This is a genomic window from Ethanoligenens harbinense YUAN-3 (assembly GCF_000178115.2).
Lineage (GTDB): Bacteria > Bacillota > Clostridia > Oscillospirales > Ethanoligenentaceae > Ethanoligenens > Ethanoligenens harbinense.
The window spans coordinates 2,897,719-2,916,171 of the sequence record NC_014828.1; the positions used below are offsets into that span (position 1 = coordinate 2,897,719).

Sequence of the window (18,453 nt, forward strand, 5' to 3'; positions counted from 1 at the left end):
ATCTGCCGGAACAGAACGCCGGGCTGTTTACCCGACAAGGCTGTGCGGCCTGCCCAAACAGAAACTGAGCCGCGCCCGGCTTTATTCCGGGTTGTGCCGGGCGGACAGAATCTCTGCGGCCATGTGCTCGGCCAGCGCGTCCAGCACATGGGGCTTGATCGCCGCGCTGTAAAGTTCCTCCACCATGCGGCGGTTTTCACGTGCCTCCGCAAGCAGCAGCGACGCCTGCTTGATGAGTTCGCGCGCAGCCTTGCGGTTGAACGACGCCCGCACGCGGCCCTTGGCCAGAACCGTATTGTCCAGAAAACGGCGGATATGGATATGGCGGTAGCCTTCCACCGGATGGAACCGACAGGATGTGAAAAACGCCGTGGAAACCCCCGGCAAAAGCAGATGCTCCGGTCGGTCCTGCGAAAACAGCGGACACGGACAGGAAACCACATTCTGCCCGGCCTTGAGGGCGGCGTCCCGCAGGCGGCCCAGAAACAGACTGCCGACCCCGTATTCATCCTCGAGAATATACACATTGGAAAACGGCTCCGCCGTCTGCGCGCAGAAACTTCGGATTCCGTCCGCAGTGACTGCCGTGAGCAACCGCACGCTCTCCTTCCCCTGCCGGCGGCCCTGTGGAAACAGGCGATGCGCCAGCCGGGCCGCGCTGGCATCCATTTTCTGCAGGTCCACGCATTCCAGCGCAAGGCGGGTGTTGTCGGTGAGAAGGTCGCCCGCCGCCGTCAGAAACCGGCTCGCCCGGTCTTCAGCCGCCAGCCGCCTGGCGTGGAAAATCAGCACGCGCGCACGGTATGGCGCCAGTTTTTCGGTATCCAGTGCATCGTCCAGCCCGACCACCCGCTCCCCAATGCCCGGGCAGGCGGGCAGATAGCCGCCAAAACGCAGGCCATCCAGCACGCAGGCGCGCAGGCCGGGCGCGCGCAGGCCGTCCAGGCAGTCGTCGCCCGGCGTGCTGACAGCCGTCTCAATCGGCTCGCCTGCCGCTTCCAGCGCCTCACCGATCTGCCGGAGCAAGACGGTCTTCATGCCGGATGTCCCGCCTGCAAGAATGTACGCAGTCCAGCCGTCCTGTATGTCGTAAAACCCTTCCGCCTGCGACCCGTTCTCGCCCGGCAGGCCCGGACGCCGGAAAAATGAAGATACCCCGCCGCTTTTCTGCACAGAAATCCCCTCCCGTTTTTTGGATGACAACACGCTATCCTATGCCGGAAGGGGATTTTGCGTTACGCGCGCTTTTTGCGCCGTTTAATTTGGATGGTGGGGTTGTGCGCTTGCAATGTTTTCAAAAATCCGTCTTTATCGCGCACTGCGATGAAGACATCATCTTTTGTAAAGTCGCGGCGGTATTCGATACCCAGCCGGTCGAACGACAGCGCCCCTCTGTTCTTGCAGCCGGGTGATTCCTGCACGGATAAAATCGCTTCATATTGTATATGTATGGAAGACAAGCCCAGGTGAATATAGATTGCGTCGCTTTCCAATATGACGTAGCTATTGAAAACGGCGGGCAACAACCATACGAGAACCAACCCCGTCGTCCCAATACTGATAAGCAAAGGCGCGGGGCTGTGCTGGGTGATACCGACATACGCCGTCTGCATCATCCCCACAAAAAGACCGCCAGCAACAAATAGACCCACCAGTCCACTTTTGCGCGAAAACGGAGGCCCTTGTTCTGTTCCATCCGTCAAGCCCTCTTCGCCGTCGCGTGTCATTCGTCGATAGGCGTATGCGTGCAGATTTCCTTGATTTTATCCCGCAGCGCGAGGAAATCCTTGAACGCCTCGGGTTTTTGGTTGGGGTTGCGCAGCAGCGCCGCCGGGTGCAGCGTGGCCATCATGAGTACATGGCCGCGCTGGAACCACTGGCCGTGCTCTCTGGTGATCTTCAGGTCGGGCTTCATCAGCTTCATCCCCGCGATACGCCCCACGCAGATGATGATCTTCGGCGCCAGCAGCTTCGTCTGCGCACGCAGCCACGGCAAGCAGGCATCTTGCTCCTCCGGCAGGGGATCGCGGTTCTGCGGCGGGCGGCATTTGACGATGTTGGCAATGTAGATCTTGCTGCGGTCGAGCCCCACCGCCACCAGCATCTTATCCAGCAGCTGCCCCGCGCGCCCCACAAACGGCTCGCCTTTCAGGTCTTCCTGCTGCCCCGGCCCCTCGCCGATAAACAGCACCTCCGCCTCACGGCTGCCTGTGCCGAACACCACCTGTGTGCGTTTTTCCGCCAGCCCGCAGGCCGTGCAGGCCTTACAGGCGGCCTCCAGTTCGTCCCAACTTTCCGGCATATTCGATCCCCTCCGTCACGCCTTCGGCGATAATCTCCACACAATTATACCATAATGCCGTCCTGCTTTCCCGCATTTGTTGATTTCTGCGGTGGATTGGTTTATACTTTACTGTGGCTTTGGAAATCCAACATTACTTTACATAGCGGAGGGAACCAACGTGTTTGAGAACATGATCGAACTGCTGAAATCCGGCCCGAAACGCAAGCTCGTCTTCACCGAGGGCGCCGAGCCCCGCATCCTGGAAGCCGCCAGCCGTCTCTACCGTGACAATCTGCTCACGCCCGTGCTGTTGGGCAACCCCGATGAGATCAAGGCCGCGGCGGCCGCGCACGGCCAGCCCATCGACGGCTGCGAGATCGTCGATCCGCTCGCCTATCCCGACATCGAGGCCATGGTGATCAAGATGGTCGAAGTACGCAAAGGCAAAATGACGGCGGACGAATGCCGCGCGGCCTTGAAAAAATCCAACTACTTCGGCACCATGCTGGTGAAAATGGGCGGCGCGGACGGCCTGCTCGGCGGCGCCACCTACTCCACCGCCGATACCGTGCGCCCCGCGCTCCAGATCATCAAGTGCAAACCCGGCAGCAAAATCGTTTCCAGCAGCTTCATCATGCGGCGCGCCACCGACCGCGGCGAAGAGCTCTATGTGATGGCTGACTGCGCCATCAACCTCGACCCCAATGAAGATGAACTGGTTGAGATCGTGCTCGAAACCGCCCGCACCGCCAAGCTGTTCGGCATCGATCCGAAAGTGGCGCTGCTCTCCTACAGCACGCTCGGTTCCGGCAAGGGCGAAACGGTGGACAAGGTCCGCAAAGCGGCCGACCGCCTCAAGGCCATGCAGCTTGATTTCCCGGTGGACGGCGAGCTCCAGTTCGACGCGGCGTTCTCCCCGGTCGTTGCCAAGACCAAGGCCCCCGGTTCCCCGGTGGCCGGCCAGGCGAATACCTTCATCTTCCCGAATATCAACGCCGGCAACATCGGCTACAAAATCGCCCAGCGTCTGGGCCGTTTTGAAGCGTTCGGCCCCATTCTTCAGGGCTTGAACGCACCTATCAACGACCTTTCCCGCGGCTGCAACGCCGACGAGGTCTACAAGATGGCCATCATCACCACCGCGCTGAAATAAGATTACGATAAGCCACACGGCGGCACCGCGGCGAAACCGCGGCGGCAGAACAAGGTGAACAACCATGGCAAACAAAACGGTCACAATCGAAACATCCGCCCGACATGTGCATCTCTCGGCCGCCGACCTTGCCCGCCTGTTCGGAGAGGACTATGCTCTCACCCCCAGGCGCGCACTGAATCAGCCGGGGCAGTTTCTTGCCGAGGAGCGCCTGCATGTGGAAGGCCCGAAAGGCGCGCTCGACGGCGTGGCCATCCTCGGCCCGGTGCGCCCGGCCACGCAAGTGGAGCTCTCGCTTGGCGACGCGCGTGCATTGGGCATCACGGTACCGGTGCGCGCGTCGGGCGACGTGCAGGGCAGCGCGGGCGTCAAACTGGTGGGCCCCAAGGGCGCGCTTGTCCTCAAAGAGGGCGCCATCGCCGCCAGACGCCACATCCACCTCTCACCGGACGATGCCGCGCGCTACGCCCTGCACGATGGCCAGGTCGTTTCGGTGCGGGTGGGCGGCCCGCGCGCGCTGGTGTTCGACGAGGTGGTGGTACGCGTCAGTTCCGCTTACAACACCGTGATGCACGTGGATGTGGACGAGGCCAACGCCGCCGGGCTCACCGGCCCGACCGAGGCGGAGATTTTGGACTGAACGCCCTGCCGCCCACGGCGGCAAAAAATGATATGCAGCGCAATGCCGGCAGCAACTGGGTTGCTGCCGGCATTATTTTGCCGCGCCGTGCTACGCCTGCGCATCGCTCCCGCTGTCGTTGAAAACCGTTTCGATCACCCGCGTGCAGACGGACGGCGAATACTGCCAGCGGTCGATATGACCGGAAGAAATGAAATAATCGGGCGGTTCCGGCTTATACGCGGCGTCAAATGCGTCCACGATGATAAGTTTGACCTTCATCTTTTCAGGGATCAGGTTCTTGATGAACACGCTTGCGCTCTGCCCGGCATGCACGTCCTCGCGCGGCTCGGCCAGCCCCGCGAGATTGGGCGAAAGCTCCACAAACACGCCGTAATTTTCCTGCGACCGCACGATGCCCGCCACCGTTTCACCCGGTGAAAAACGCGCGGCGTTCTCCTCCCAGGTGCCCAACAGTTCTTTGTGCGACAGGCAAACACGCCGGTTCTCCTCAAAGGATTTCACCACGGCCTTGATGTCCTGCCCCACATGGAACCGGTCGCGCGGATGGGAGATGCGCGAGATGGAGATGAGGTCGATCGGAATGAGCGACGGAATGCCACACCCGATGTCCACAAACGCGCCGAACGGTTCCAGATGCGTCACCCGCACGTCGATGACGTCCCCAGGGGTGAGGCGGCTTATGTAATCCGCTTGGGCCTGCTGCTGTGCCGCCCGGCGGGAAAGCACCGCCTGCTGCCTGCCGTCCGGCTGGCGTTTGATGTCGAGTATTTTGAAGCACACCGCCTTGTTCACCCGCGAGATCACGGCGATGTCCCGGGTGGTGCCTTCTTCAAGCCCGAGCGCGCCTTCCTGCCTGGGAATGATGCCTTTCATGCAGTCCAGATCGACGATGAGGTTGTGCTCGCTGTCGCAGACAAGGGCGCGCGCCTCCAGTATACGGTCTTCTTCTTTCGCCCGCAGCAGGCCGCCCGGTGTGCGCAGCGCCTCACGGTTTTCCGCGGTATCCAGAAGCCATCCTTCAGGCTTGATCTCAGCCATGCCATGTACCTCCTCTTTTTCCAGTCCTTTCCCATCTATATGCCGCATCTCCCGAATATATTTACCGATCGGCAACAAAATAAAGAATGCGCAGGCGGCGCGTACCGTCTGCGCAAAAAGGACCGGCCGGGCGGTAGGCTCATCCCCAGGGTGCGTCCGTCCGCACGCCGGCGCCGCCTGCCCGGCGCATGACGGCGGCCGCCCGCCCGGCCGCCGCCTTATCCGGCACCTGCACACGCAGCGCCACCCGCCCGCTGGAGATCGTGCTGTCCGGGCGGTGTTCCGTCGGGTTCCATCCACCCCATGCGTTGGCAAACGAAAGCGGATACGGCGTATAAAGCGCATCGGCGGACCCCACCGCGGGGCTGTCCGCCGGCCCTTCTCCGCGCACGAATGATCTTGTGGGCGCAAACTGTTTCACCCGCGCTCCCGGAACCGTCTGCGCGATCTGCCCGGCGGCCCGTTCCGCCGCATCTTTTCCATCAAAGATTGCATAAACAAACATACGCGCATCTCTCCGTTTCCCGCCGCGCAGGCGTTTCTTCCATCCAAATCTTTCTTTTCAAAGGTAGTATGGACAGGCATGCGCCATCCATACGCAAAAATTTGCCCGGTCCGGCCAAACCATGCTATAATAAGGAAAAGCCGCAGCCTGTATTCTTTTACCGCAGCGGCGGTTTTTCACAAACGGGGGGCAAAACCGTGGATGTCCGGATTGGAGATACCGTCATTCTGAAAAAGCCGCACCCCTGCGGCGGCAACCGTTTTCTGGTGCTGCGCACGGGTGTGGATTTCAAACTGCGCTGCCTGCAATGCGGGCATGAGATCATGGCACCGCGCGTAAAAATAGAGAAAAGCATCCGCGCAGTGGAACACGCCGAGCCTTGAGGGCCGCCGTTTCCTCCGCCGCGCGTTATTTTGGTGGAATCAAGAACGATGTTTGAACAACTGGAAGATACCTGCAGCCGCTACACCGAGATTGCCGCGCGCCTGTCGCAGCCGGATGCGCTGGCCGACCGCGCAGCATATGCAAAACTCATGCGGGAGCACAAGCAGCTCACACCGCTGGTGGAGGCTTATCACGCCTATCAGCAGGCGACGGCCGATGAAATGGAAGCCCGCGAACTGCTCGAAAACGGCGACGCCGACCTGCGCGCGCTGGCGGCCGAGGAACTGGCCGACGCCCGCGCCGAAAAGGAGCGCCTGGAGCAGAAACTGCACCTGCTGCTGCTGCCGCGCGACCCCAATGATGAGAAAAACGTCATCATCGAGATCCGCGCGGGCGCGGGCGGTGAGGAAGCGGCGCTCTTTGCCGCCGAGCTGTTCCGTATGTACAGCATGTATGCCGAGCGGCGCGGCTGGAAGGCCGAAACGCTCAATATGAACGAAACCGAGCTTGGCGGCATGAAAGAGATCAGCTGCATGGTGGAGGGCGAGGGCGCCTACAGCCGCCTGAAATTTGAAAGCGGTGTGCACCGTGTGCAGCGCGTGCCCGAGACCGAAGCCGGCGGGCGCATCCACACCTCCACCGTCACGGTGGCGGTGCTGCCCGAAGCCGAGGACGTGGAAGTGGACATCGCGCCCGAAGACCTGCGTATCGACACGTTTCGCAGCAGCGGCGCGGGCGGGCAGCACATCAACAAAACCGAGTCGGCCATCCGCATCACACACCTGCCCACCGGGCTGGTGGTGGAGTGCCAGGACGAGCGCAGCCAGCATAAAAACCGCGACCGCGCCATGAAAGTGCTTCGCTCCCGCCTGCTGGACCGGGCACAGAGCGCGCAGGACGAGGAGATCGCCACCACGCGCCGCACGCAGGTGGGCACGGGCGACCGCAGCGAGCGCATCCGCACCTACAATTTTCCGCAGGGCCGGGTGACCGACCACCGCATCGGGCTGACCCTTTATCATCTGGATGCGGTGCTCTCGGGCAATCTCGACGAAGTCATCGACCCGCTCATCACCGCCGACCAGGCGGAAAAACTGAAAGCCGGTGAAGCCGTTTAAACGGCATGACGATATGGAAACCCTTCTTCTGAAGACCGACCCGCAACACCCCGATCCCGCCGTCTGCGCCAAAGCGGGCGCGCTGCTTGCCGCGGGCAAGCTGGTGGCCATCCCCACTGAAACAGTCTATGGCCTGGCCGCGAACGCGCTGGATGAAGCCGCCGTGCGCGCCATTTTCGCCGCCAAAGGCCGCCCGCAGGACAATCCGCTTATCGTGCATGTGGCGCACCCGGACTGGCTGCCGCGCTATGCCGCCTCCATCCCCGACGCCGCGCGCAAACTGGTGAATGCATTCTGGCCCGGCCCGCTGACCATCGTGCTGCCGGCAAGCCCGCAGCTTGCGCCCGCGGTATCGGCCGGTCTGCCCACGGCGGGCTTCCGCTGCCCGTCCCATCCGGTGGCCACCGCCGTCATTGAGGCGGCAGGCGTGCCGCTTGCCGCGCCCTCGGCCAACCGTTCCGGCAGCCCCAGCCCCACCGCCGCCGCCCATGTGCTGGCCGATCTGGCCGGCCGCATCGACGCCGTGGTGGACGCCGGCCCCTGCGCGGTGGGCGTGGAATCCACCGTGGTGGCACTGCACGGCGATGTACCGCACATCCTGCGGCCGGGCGGCATCACGCCCGCGCAGCTCAAAGCCGTGCTCGGCGCGGCGGAGGTGGACCCAGCCGTGCTGGAAGGACTGGACGATGCCGCAAAGGCCGCATCGCCCGGCATGAAATACAAGCATTACGCGCCCAAAGCCAGCGTGACCATCCTCAAAGGCCCGCTGGACGTGTTCGTCCGTTATACCCGCGCGCACGCGGTGGATGGTACGTTCGCCCTCTGTTTCGACGGCGAGGAAACGCGCATCGGCCTGCCCTGCGTTTCCTACGGCCCTGCGCGGGACGCCGCCGCGCAGGCACGGGAGCTGTTCGGCGCCCTGCGCGCGCTGGATGAACGGGGCGCACGCGCCGTTTTTGCCCGCGCGCCGGAGGAAACCGGCATGGGGCTGGCCGTTTACAACCGGCTGCTGCGCGCCGCCGGATTTTCCGTCGTCACACTGTAGGAAAGGGACCATACCATGGTGATTCTGGGTCTGACGGGGCCGACCGGGGCCGGAAAAGGCTTCGTTTCACAGCGGCTGGCCGAAAAGGGCTTCGCGGTGGTGGACGCCGACCGCGTGGCGCATGATGTAATGGCGGCGGGCACACCCTGTGTGGCGGCCATCGCGCAGGCGTTCGGCCCGGATGTGCTGCGACCGGACGGTTCGCTCAACCGCCGGGCGCTGGGCGCGCTCGTCTTTTCCGACCCCGAAAAGCTCCGGCAGCTCAACGCGCTCTCCCATCCACCCATCCTAGCGCAGATCAAAGCGGAACTGGACGCGCTCACTGCGGCAGGATATCCCGTGGCGGTGGTGGACGCGCCCACACTGTTTGAATGCGGCGTGGACCGGCTCTGCGACCGCATCACGGCGGTAACGGCGGAAAAAGGCACCCGCCTGGCGCGCATCATGGCGCGTGACGGGCTGGACGAGAGCCGCGCGCGCCAGCGCATCGCCGCGCAGCCGGACACCCCGTTCTATACCACCCGCGCCGACGACATCCTCGAAAACAACGGGAACATCGCGGCTCTGCGGGCGGCGGTAGACGAGCTGGCGGAGCGCCTGCTCACACAGGCCCGCGCGGAGGAACGGCCATGCACAGAAAAGTAAGGATCCGTTCCACCGTTCTGGCGCTGGCCGTGCTGGTGTTCTGCGCGGCACTGCTCTGGCAGTATGTGTTCAAAGAACGCTATATGAAGCTGGCCTACCCCGAGAAATACACCGCCTATGTGCAGCAATACGCGGCGCAAAACGATCTGGACCCCTATCTGGTATTCGCGGTGGTACGCACCGAAAGCGGCTTCAACCCGCGCGCGGTTTCCAACATCGGCGCGCTGGGGCTGATGCAGCTCACGCCGGACACGTTCGCCTGGGCGCAGAGTAAAACGCCTGAGGAAGAGTCGCTCTCCACCGACCGGCTCTACGACCCGGCGACCAACATCCGGTACGGCACCGTGGTGCTTTCGGCGCTGGTGCGCGAATTCGGCCGGGAGGATACCGCCCTTGCCGCCTACCACGCCGGGCGCACCAAGGTGAAATCCTGGCTGGCAGACTCCCGCTATTCACACGACGGGCGCTCGCTCTACCACATTCCCTTCGCCGATACCCGCGCCTACGTGCAGCGCGTGCTGGACACCAAAACCGTCTACCGGCAGCTTTACGGTTCCTGATGCCGGGTGCTTATCCTTTTGATAAAAAAGCAGGCACCACTGGTTTTTTTGCAGCCCCGCAGGTATAATAAACACAGGATATCATTCCAAGAAGGAGTTATTTGACTATGGCTGAAAAAGAAAAAACAGAGGCGCAGAAACTAAAAGACGCCCTGTTCTATAAGCCCCAAAACGGCGCCAAGACCTACACCCCGGAACAGACCGCGCAGGCGGACGTATTCGGGGAACGCTATAAAGCATTTCTGGATGAAGCGAAGATGGAGCGCGAAGCGGTGGCTTACGCCGTGCGGGAAGCACAGGCCAACGGGTTTGTCCCGTTTGAAAAGGGAAAAACCTACGCCCCGGGCGATAAGGTCTATACCGTCAACCGCGGCAAGGCGGCGATTTTCGCCGTGTTCGGCACCAGGCCGCTCACCGAGGGCGTGCGCATCGCGGCCGCGCACATCGACTCCCCCAGGCTCGACCTCAAGCAAAACCCGCTGTATGAGGACACCGACCTTGCGCTGTTCAAAACGCATTATTACGGCGGCATCAAAAAATACCAGTGGACGGCGATCCCCCTCGCCCTGCATGGCGTAATCGTGAAGAAAGACGGCGCCGTGGTGCAGGTGAAAGTGGGCGAGGACGCGGGAGAGCCGCTTTTCTGCGTGACCGACCTGCTGCCCCACCTGGCCCGGGAGCAGATGAAAAAACCGATGACCGAGTTCGGTGCGGAAAAGCTCAATGTTCTCATCGGCAGCCGCCCGTTCAAAGACGACAAGGAGAGCGAACTGGTTAAGCTGAACATCCTGCGCCTGCTCAACGAAAAATACGGCGTCGTCGAATCGGATTTCCTCTCGGCGGAGCTGGCGATGGTGCCCGCGTTCAAATCGGTGGACATCGGGTTCGACCGCAGCCTCATCGGCGCCTACGGCCACGACGACCGCGTCTGTGCCTACACGGCCTTCACCGCGTTGCTGGACAGCTCCGCTCCCGCGCAGACCGCCGTGTGCGTGCTGGCGGACAAAGAGGAGATCGGCAGCGAGGGCAGCACCGGCTTGCAGTCGGCGTTCCTGTCCTATTTCATTACCGACCTCGCCGAGCTCTCCGGCCTAGAGGGGCGTGACGTGCTTACGGCGTCGAAATGCCTGTCGGCGGATGTGAACGCCGCATTCGACCCCACCTACCCCGATGTGATGGAAAAGAAAAACGCCAGCTACGTTAACCACGGCGTGGTGCTCTCCAAGTTCACCGGGCACGGCGGCAAATATGACACCAACGACGCCTCTGCGGAGTTCACCGCCGAAGTCATCCGCCTGCTGGATGCAAACGGCATCCTCTGGCACATGGCGGAGCTCGGCAAAGTGGACCAGGGCGGCGGCGGCACGGTAGCCAAATATATCGGCGACCTAAACGTGGATGTCATTGATGTGGGCGTACCGGTTTTGTCCATGCACGCACCGTTTGAGATCGTTTCCAAAATCGACGTATACGAAGCATACCGCGCGTTCTCCGTTTTCTATACCGCCTGAGTCGGCGGTGGGCGACGCACATTTTATCATGTGATCCGGGTGTTTCCCCGGTCCGGCGGGGAATATCCCCGCCGGTTTTTTTATCTCCGCGTCATCTTTGCTCATTTCAAAACAGGAAGGAGAGCGTATCCATGTCCACTCATGCGGAAAAATCATTTCTGCGCCATACGCAACAGCAGGAATGCAACAGCAGCGTGCTGTATGCAAAACTTGCGCGTCTTGTGCGGGAGCCTTCGGAACAAAAAAAACTGCTCGCGATCTCACGCGACGAATCCACCCACGCCGATACATTCGCCCGCTATTCCGGCAAAAAGCTGCGCCCCAACCGCCTTCTTATCCTATTCCAACTGGTTTTGGCGCGTCTTTTTGGCTACACGTTTCTGATCAAATTGATGGAAAAAGGAGAAGACAAAGCACAGGAGCTCTACCGGCAACACCAGGGACTTCTGCCGGAGCTGGACGCCATTCTGCGGGATGAAGCGCGCCACGAAAACGAGCTGATCGCCATGCTGGACGAAGAACGTCTGAACTATGTGGGCGATATGGTGCTGGGCATGAACGACGCGCTGGTGGAGTTGACCGGTTCGCTGGCCGGCTACACCCTCGCGCTGCCCGACACCCGTGCCATCGCCATGGCGGGCCTCATCACCGGCATCGCGGCCACGCTCTCCATGATGTCCTCGAGCTACCTGTCCTCGCGGGCGTCCGGCGCCTCCAACGCGCTCAAGTCCGGGATGTACACCGGCGTGGCCTATATCATCACGGTGGCATTGCTCATTCTGCCCTATCTGCTGCTGCCCGTGCACGCCTATTTGCTGGCGCTGCTCATCACGCTGATCATCACCGTGGCCATCATCGCGCTCTTCAATTATTACATATCGGTCGCACAGGGCCAGCCGTTCCGGCGCAATTTCGCCACCATGGCCGTCATCAGCCTCGGCGTGGCGGGCGTATCGTTTTTGGTGGGCCTGCTGGTCAAGCAGCTTTTGGGTGTCAATCTGTAAAAAAATTGCTGTGCATAGAGAGCGGGCGCGCGCACATACTATATGCGGCAGAGATAGAAACCCATTGTGACAGGAATTCTCTTGAATCTATGGGTTCGACTCTGCAAGGCTGCCCGTTCATCGGGCGGCCGTCGTTTTTTGCGGGGAAATCCATCGGACGCAATTGCCAGACACCCGCGGGCATGTTACAATAGAATGGACACGTCTCTTGCCGCAGCCTTGGCCAAATCCACCCCTGCCGTACCCACCGCCGACAGAAAACAGGAGGTCATCCATATGCCATGTATCCAAACCAAAACGACAGTGAAACTGACCTCGGCGCAGGAAGATCTGCTCAAGGTCAAATTCGGCAAAGCCATCGAACTGCTTCCCGGCAAATCCGAAAACTGGCTCATGCTCACGTTTGAAGGCAACTGCCATATGTATTTCAAAGGCCGATCCGAACCGGACATGGCTTTTGTAGAAGTCAAGCTGTTCGGCAAAGCCTCCAGGCAGGATTACAGCAAGCTGACGCATGAGCTCACCAGCATTCTGCACCGGGAACTGGACATCAACCCGTCCCAGATCTACATAAAGTATGAAGAAGTCTCCCACTGGGGTTGGAACGGAAACAATTTTTAAATGCTCCACTTTCCAGAATGCCCACCGCCCTCGATCACGGCAGTGGGCATTCTTTGTTCCCGGGCCATTCCCGCACGCGCCACCGAAAAAACGATCCGCCGCCTGTCGGCTTGAGAAAACGAGGAGATACCTCGATGTTTAAATTTGTTGACCGCATCATCCAGCGCGGTTTATCTTTACGCGACGTGCTGGCCAGCAGCGACCTCTACCTCCGGCTGGCGTTGCAGAACGCATGCCTGTGCGCGCTCGTCACCCACCTGCTGTTCCTGATTTTTTTCGCATGCACGCAGGTCTGGAGCCTGCTGCTCGTCAATGTGGGGAGCGTCGGCTGCTATGCGCTCTGTCTCCTGCTAACCCTCAAAAAACGTTACGCGCTCGCGGGCAGCATCCTTTCCATGGAAATCGTCCTGTATACGCTCATCGCCTGCCTGGTAACGGGAAGCGGGGATTATCTGCTCCTGTGCATGTTTCTGGACCTGATGGTGCAGTTGATGATCCCCTACCGGTCCATCCGCTTCCGGGCAATCCTGACATGCCTGTTTTTACCCTACCTGATTTTTCTGCTGTTTCTGAACGAACGCATCCAGCCGCTGGTGGATCTGGGCCGGGCGCATGTATATCTGAGCGTGGTGCTGGTGGCCTGCACGTTTGTCGCCATCTGCATCGGGGGTCTGCTGCTCCCGCGGGTACAGTCATCCATCAATTACCGCATCCGACGGCAAATCGCGGAACTGCAGAACGAAGCGTATCTCGACCCGCTGACCCATCTGCACAATCGCCGGTATGCGGACATCGTCTTTAAAAAACTGCTGGAATTCAACGACGGCGGCAACTGGTATGCCGCACTTCTAGACATCGACGATTTCAAGGTCATCAACGACGTTTACGGCCACCTGGCGGGCGACCTGGTACTGAAAACACTGTCCGACGTCGTGCAGCAGAAACTGCGTGTCAGCGACTTTGCGTTCCGCTGGGGCGGTGAGGAATTCCTGCTGCTCGTGAAAGGCAGCGCCCCCGAGGAAACCGCCCACATCCTCGAGCGTATCCGCCAGGCGATGGAGGACACGGAGGTCCTCTTCGAGCAACATCCCATCCGTTTCACCGTGACCATCGGCGCGGATGCGTTTGATATACGCGACCCTCTGTCCAGCATCAACCACTGCGATCAGAAAATGTATATGGGGAAACGCGGCGGCAAAAACCGGGTCGTTTTCTGAAAAGCGCGCCGGGCAGCCGCTTTTTGTTTACAAAGCACCGGAGATCCGATATACTGATAGATAAAATATAATAATCCGATAGGTTTAATGAACCGCATCAAATACGCCACAGAGGAGATCTTGCATGAAAACCGCAAACCAGAAAACCAGACTGTATATCGTGACCGCGCTGTTTCTCGCGCTCACGTTCCTTGTAACCTCCTATCTGCTGCACATTCCCGTGCCGGCCACCGGCGGCTATGTCCACCTGGGAGACACCCTGCTCTACCTTGCGGCCAGCCTGCTGCCCGCCCCATTCGCCGTTGTCGCCGGAGGCATTGGCGAAGCACTCTCCGACGCGCTGACCGGCAGCCTTATTTACGCGCCCTTTACGCTGGTCATCAAGTCCCTCATGGTGCTCTGCTTCACATCCAAACGGACGACCATCCTCGGCAAACGCAATACTGCCGCCATTTTTACGGCGGGCGGCATCTGCGTCGCCGGCTATTATCTGACGGAAGTCATCCTGCTCGGCAATTTTGTCTCTCCGCTTGCCGAGATTCCGGCCAACCTGATCCAGGCCGCCGCCAGCGGCGCCATCTATCTGATTGTGGGTGCCGCGTTTGACCGCGCGCACATGAAAAACCATCTTGCCGCCGTCCTGCGCCACTGAACCGAAACAATATCCGCCACCGAAAATCCACACCCGGCGCGAATTGTTTTCCACGGTTTCCACAGAGGTCTGTGGAAAACCATATCAAATCCGGCCGAAACAGGGGAAAAATCTCCTTTTCAGCCGGTTTTGGCGGTGAATAAACAGTGGAAAGCGTTAAAAACACGTTTTTTATATCGGTTTGGCTTCATTCAGCCCGCAGGCGCGGAGCAAACCGTTTCCGCCGGAGCAGGATGCGCATGGAATTGGCCACCGCCAAAAGCGCCACGCCCGTGTCGGCAAATACGGCCGCCCAGATGTTGGCATACCCCAGCGCGCCGAGCAGGATGACCACCGCTTTGACCCCGAGTGCAAACACGATGTTCATCCCCACAATCAGCCGCACATAGCGGGCAATGCGGATGGCCGTGGGGATACGGGACAGCCGGTCGTCCATTACGACGATGTCGGCCGCTTCCACCGCCGCGTCCGAACCGATGCCGCCCATGGCGATGCCCACATCGGCGCGGGCCAGCGACGGCGCGTCGTTAATACCGTCGCCCACGAATGCCGCGGCACCTGCCGCGCGCGCGGCCACCCGCTCAAATGCCTCCACCTTCTGGTCGGGCAGCAGGTTCGCATGCACCTCGTCGATACCAAGCGCCTGCGCGACCCGCTCGGCCGCTTCTTTGCGGTCCCCGGTCAGCATCGCGGTCCGGGCGACACGCAGAGTGCGCAGGCTCTGTACGGCGGCGGCCGCATCGGGTCGGTTTACGTCGGAGATCGCCAGCGCACCCAAAAAGCGCCCGTCTCCAGCCACATACACGATCGTCCCCGGTGCGTGGCAGGGAACGAACGCTACACCCTCATGCGCCATCCAGCCGGCATTGCCCGCCAACAGGGTATGCCCCCCCGCCCGGGCCCGCACGCCCATCCCGACGATTTCCGCGGCCTCATCCGGCGGCGCGTCGACCTGCACGCCATCCGCTGCGGCGGCCTGAAGAATGGATATCGCGATGGGATGACCGGACCGTTGCTCCGCCCGCGCGGCAGCCGCCAGCAGATCCGCTCGGGACGTTCCCGCCGTGGGGAACACGCCCGTCACCTCAAACACGCCTTCCGTCAGCGTGCCGGTCTTGTCAAACACCACCGTGTCCACCCGACTGAGCATCTCCAGATAGTTTCCGCCCTTAACCAGAATGCCGTTGGCGGATGCCGCACCAATCCCCGCGAAAAACGCCATCGGCACCGAGACAACCAGCGCGCAGGGGCAGGAAACCACCAGAAAAATCAGCGCGCGGTAGATCCACGGGGCAAACGGCTGGTGCAGCAGCAGCGGCGGCAACACGGCAAGCAGCAGCGCGCCGCCCGCGACGGCGGGCGTGTACCAACGGGCAAACCGGGTGATGAAGCGGTCCGCTTTCGCCTTGCGGCTGCCCGCGCTCTGCACCAGTTCAATCACCCGCGCAACGGTGGATTCGCCGAATATGCGCGTTACCCGCACCGTGAGCAGCCCATCTTTGTTGATATATCCGGATGCCACCGCACAGCCCGCCGACACCACACGCGGCGTCGGCTCCCCGGTCAGGGCGGACGTATCCACGAACGAGCGGCCGCCCACCACCTCACCGTCCAGCGGCACGCGCTCGCCGGGACGCACCTCGATGAGCTCGCCCACCGCCACATTCTCGGGCGGCACGGCCTCCACACCCTCCGGCGTTTTGCGGTTGGCCACGTCGGGGCGCAACCCGAGCAGTCCCGCGATGGAGCGCCGAGAACGCTCTGCGGCCAGATCCTGGAGGAATTCACCCACCTGATTGAACAGCATGACCGCCGCGCCCTCTTTATAATCCCCAATGGCAAAGGCACCGATGGACGCCACGCTCATCAGCAGGTTTTCGTCAAACACCTGCCCATGCCGGATATTGCCGAGCGCCCGCAAAAACACCCCTCCGCCCGACACGAGCAGCGCCACCGCAAAAAATGCAAATGTGACCGCCTGGCCCGCGCCGAACAGTACGGCGGCCCACCCCGCGGCATACACCGCCGCACCCGCAATCAGCCGGATGCGGTCACGGCGGGCGTCCGCATCGCCGGTATCCGTATCATCCCCGTCATGCGCGCCGTCCTCCAGCACATCCACCTGCGGCTCAATGCGTTTGACCATTCGGTAAAGATCCTGCCCTATGTCCCGGGAAATAAGCGTCTCATCCGCATCCAGATACAGCCGCCGGCTCATGAGGTCCACCGTGGCGTGCCGCACGCCCGCCATGTGGGAGGCACTCTCTTCGATGCTGGCAGCGCAGTGCGGACAGGTCAGGTTCTCCAGCACATAGACCTTTTCCATACCGCATCATCTCCTCTCCTCTTTTTCCTGCACATGGATGCGCCCTTGATAAAAGATGCCGCCGATATGATCGTCGCAAAGGGAATAGTACGCCATCTTCCCCTGCCGGCGGAACTGGATGACACGTTCCTGCCGCAGAATCTTGAGATGATGCGAGATAACCGACTGGCTCATGCCGGTGACAGCGGCGATGTCACAGACGCACATCTCCGAAATGATCAGCGCACCGATGATCTTCAGCCGGGTAGGATCGTCAAACATATGGAAAAATTCCGACATATAGTAAAAGGTCTCATCGTCGTCAAGCGCGTTTTTCACCCGCTCCACCACATCCTGATGCACAACGGTTACGCCGCACAACCCGTCGTCTTTTTCCTGCGCCATCCCATCCACCTCTTTACATATTTTCATATGAACAAACGTCTATTTGTGTGTTCATAGTATAGCATATGCGGCAAAAAGACACAAGGAATTTTCAAAACGGCACAAAAAAAGAGCGGGATCGCTCCCGCCCAAAAAGACCCGCCGTGCCCTGCCGGAAGCACCGCCTGATACAAAACTTCGATGAACGTCGGAAAAGTATTCCGGACGCTGCGCCGTTCCGAAACGGCCCGGGCGGCTTTCGGCCGCCTGAAATGCAATCCTGATCTTACAAAAACGCCCCAGCGTTCTTGCTCCCCAGGCTTACGCCTTGGTAGCCACAGCCTCCGGCGCGCCGAGTGCGGGCGCAAAACCGCGCCGGGCCTGCGCCGCCGGAAACAGGGTGCGCACCGCCTGCCTGAAACCGGCTCCCCCGCCCACACAAAACAGCGGCGGCTGTGCGGTGCCGCGCGCGCGCAGATCGGCCAGCGCCTCGACCCAGAAGCGGAACGACGGCCTTGCCGCCAGACGAATGCCCAGCACCTCGCGCCGCCCGTCGGGCAATTCGCCCAGCAGCATTTGCGCGGTACGGGCCGCGCCGTCCTGTTCGCGCACGATTTCCAGTGCGATAAACGGATAATTGCTCTCCAGCCGCCGCATCTGCCATGCACGCACCGCAGGCAGCAGGTGCGCCGTGATATGCCGCATCTCCTCCGCGGAGGGCGGCGTTTCATACAGCGCACAGACCTGCCCTGCAAAGGTTTCGGTGTCGGCATCCTGCGCGAACAGAAACAGCAGCTTTTCCTCCAGGCCGCGCGCATCCCGCGCATAACGGCTGAGGATGCGCGGCGCATAGGCGCCGCCGCGGTCACGCGGGACCGCCAGCGGCACTGGGCCAAACGCCGTGCGCAGCGTGCGCGCCGAATAGCCGTTTCGGAAGTTTTTCTCCCCGGTTTCCAGATGCCGACGCTGCGAACGGTCATACCCCAGCGTGGCGTCCAGCTCCCCCTGCATGATCGCCTGCAGCGCTACCTGCAACAGTCTGGCGGCTCCTTCTGCGGCCGGCACGCGGCGTCCCGTCTTTTTTTCTTCCATTTGAATTCATCCTTTCCGTTGTGTTCTTATCCATATTTTGGCCATTTTTCACGGGCTATACACAAAAGGTCCGATTTTTGGGAAAAATTTTTGAGACCCCGCCCGGCACCGGCGGTCGCTGCCGAAAATCAGCTCTGCCCACCACCTTGACAATGGACAGGCCTAACGCTATAGTGTTAGGAAAGAAACACCGCGCGCCGCCAGGCATCCGCACACCTCAGGGACCCACGGCAGCGGCGGCAAAGCTCACCAACACAGGCGGCGTTCCCGGCCTTTTCCGCGCACAAGTCGG

20 protein-coding genes are annotated in these 18,453 nt (G+C 61.2%); 12 read left to right on the top strand and 8 right to left on the bottom strand.

Going from position 1 to position 18,453, the window contains the following annotated elements; all coding sequences use genetic code 11:
* Positions 1–81: 81 nt before the first annotated feature.
* From ETHHA_RS13645 to ETHHA_RS13655, 3 genes are all read right to left on the bottom strand, one after another.
* A complete protein-coding gene (locus tag ETHHA_RS13645) occupies positions 82–1,173 on the bottom strand; it encodes a hypothetical protein (protein WP_013486544.1) in 1,092 nt (363 codons plus the stop codon).
* A gap of 62 nt (positions 1,174–1,235) precedes the next feature.
* The gene (locus ETHHA_RS13650) at positions 1,236–1,703 is read right to left on the bottom strand and encodes a PH domain-containing protein (RefSeq protein ID WP_159033382.1); all 468 of its coding nucleotides are present in this window, start codon (positions 1,701–1,703) and stop codon (positions 1,236–1,238) included.
* Positions 1,704–1,723: 20 nt separating this feature from the next.
* Positions 1,724–2,302: a uracil-DNA glycosylase gene (locus tag ETHHA_RS13655; RefSeq protein ID WP_013486546.1), complete on the bottom strand. Its 579-nt coding sequence runs from the start codon at positions 2,300–2,302 to the stop codon at positions 1,724–1,726.
* Positions 2,303–2,462: 160 nt separating this feature from the next.
* On the opposite strand from ETHHA_RS13655, the gene pta reads away from it, so the two are divergent.
* A complete protein-coding gene (gene pta, locus ETHHA_RS13660; protein WP_013486547.1) occupies positions 2,463–3,437 on the top strand; it encodes a phosphate acetyltransferase in 975 nt (324 codons plus the stop codon).
* 64 nt (positions 3,438–3,501) lie between these two features.
* A complete protein-coding gene (locus tag ETHHA_RS13665; RefSeq protein WP_013486548.1) occupies positions 3,502–4,077 on the top strand; it encodes a PduL/EutD family phosphate acyltransferase in 576 nt (191 codons plus the stop codon).
* A 90-nt stretch (positions 4,078–4,167) separates the two neighbouring features.
* On the opposite strand, the gene ETHHA_RS13670 is transcribed toward ETHHA_RS13665, so the two are convergent.
* On the bottom strand, positions 4,168–5,118 hold the full coding sequence (locus ETHHA_RS13670) for a S1 RNA-binding domain-containing protein (protein ID WP_013486549.1): 951 nt from the start codon (positions 5,116–5,118) through the stop codon (positions 4,168–4,170).
* A gap of 139 nt (positions 5,119–5,257) precedes the next feature.
* Complete coding sequence (locus ETHHA_RS13675; protein WP_013486550.1) at positions 5,258–5,623, bottom strand: hypothetical protein; 366 nt, start codon at positions 5,621–5,623, stop codon at positions 5,258–5,260.
* 197 nt (positions 5,624–5,820) lie between these two features.
* On the opposite strand from ETHHA_RS13675, the gene ETHHA_RS13680 reads away from it, so the two are divergent.
* From ETHHA_RS13680 to ETHHA_RS13725, 10 genes are all read left to right on the top strand, one after another.
* Positions 5,821–6,006 carry a DUF951 domain-containing protein gene (locus ETHHA_RS13680; RefSeq protein ID WP_013486551.1) on the top strand — a complete coding sequence of 62 codons (186 nt, stop codon included), beginning with the start codon at positions 5,821–5,823 and terminating at the stop codon, positions 6,004–6,006.
* 48 nt (positions 6,007–6,054) lie between these two features.
* On the top strand, positions 6,055–7,125 hold the full coding sequence (gene prfA / locus ETHHA_RS13685; RefSeq protein ID WP_013486552.1) for a peptide chain release factor 1: 1,071 nt from the start codon (positions 6,055–6,057) through the stop codon (positions 7,123–7,125).
* 13 nt (positions 7,126–7,138) lie between these two features.
* Complete coding sequence (locus tag ETHHA_RS13690; protein ID WP_013486553.1) at positions 7,139–8,170, top strand: L-threonylcarbamoyladenylate synthase; 1,032 nt, start codon at positions 7,139–7,141, stop codon at positions 8,168–8,170.
* Positions 8,171–8,185: 15 nt separating this feature from the next.
* A complete protein-coding gene (gene coaE / locus ETHHA_RS13695) occupies positions 8,186–8,815 on the top strand; it encodes a dephospho-CoA kinase (RefSeq protein ID WP_013486554.1) in 630 nt (209 codons plus the stop codon).
* Entirely contained in the window at positions 8,800–9,375 is a 576-nt protein-coding gene (locus ETHHA_RS13700; protein WP_013486555.1) for a lytic transglycosylase domain-containing protein, read from the top strand. Before coaE ends, ETHHA_RS13700 begins: the two co-directional genes overlap by 16 nt.
* A 107-nt stretch (positions 9,376–9,482) precedes the next feature.
* Positions 9,483–10,886 carry an aminopeptidase gene (locus tag ETHHA_RS13705; protein WP_013486556.1) on the top strand — a complete coding sequence of 468 codons (1,404 nt, stop codon included), beginning with the start codon at positions 9,483–9,485 and terminating at the stop codon, positions 10,884–10,886.
* A gap of 131 nt (positions 10,887–11,017) precedes the next feature.
* Positions 11,018–11,890 carry a VIT1/CCC1 transporter family protein gene (locus tag ETHHA_RS13710; protein WP_013486557.1) on the top strand — a complete coding sequence of 291 codons (873 nt, stop codon included), beginning with the start codon at positions 11,018–11,020 and terminating at the stop codon, positions 11,888–11,890.
* A 276-nt stretch (positions 11,891–12,166) separates the two neighbouring features.
* Positions 12,167–12,511 (top strand): phenylpyruvate tautomerase MIF-related protein, encoded by a 345-nt coding sequence (locus tag ETHHA_RS13715; RefSeq protein WP_013486558.1) that lies wholly within the window; start codon positions 12,167–12,169, stop codon positions 12,509–12,511.
* 134 nt (positions 12,512–12,645) lie between these two features.
* Positions 12,646–13,728 (top strand): GGDEF domain-containing protein, encoded by a 1,083-nt coding sequence (locus ETHHA_RS14835; RefSeq protein ID WP_013486559.1) that lies wholly within the window; start codon positions 12,646–12,648, stop codon positions 13,726–13,728.
* A gap of 124 nt (positions 13,729–13,852) precedes the next feature.
* Entirely contained in the window at positions 13,853–14,380 is a 528-nt protein-coding gene (locus ETHHA_RS13725; protein WP_013486560.1) for a TIGR04002 family protein, read from the top strand.
* Positions 14,381–14,567: 187 nt separating this feature from the next.
* Here ETHHA_RS13725 and ETHHA_RS13730 read toward each other — a convergent pair whose 3' ends face one another.
* The 3 genes from ETHHA_RS13730 to ETHHA_RS13740 all read right to left on the bottom strand — a co-directional run bounded on the left by ETHHA_RS13730 (position 14,568) and on the right by ETHHA_RS13740 (position 18,161).
* Positions 14,568–16,706 (bottom strand): heavy metal translocating P-type ATPase, encoded by a 2,139-nt coding sequence (locus tag ETHHA_RS13730; RefSeq protein WP_013486561.1) that lies wholly within the window; start codon positions 16,704–16,706, stop codon positions 14,568–14,570.
* A 6-nt stretch (positions 16,707–16,712) separates the two neighbouring features.
* Positions 16,713–17,090: an ArsR/SmtB family transcription factor gene (locus tag ETHHA_RS13735; protein ID WP_013486562.1), complete on the bottom strand. Its 378-nt coding sequence runs from the start codon at positions 17,088–17,090 to the stop codon at positions 16,713–16,715.
* Between the two features lie 300 nt (positions 17,091–17,390).
* Positions 17,391–18,161, bottom strand: a complete 771-nt coding sequence (locus ETHHA_RS13740; RefSeq protein ID WP_013486563.1) for an IS256 family transposase — start codon at positions 18,159–18,161, stop codon at positions 17,391–17,393.
* Positions 18,162–18,453 lie beyond the last annotated feature (292 nt).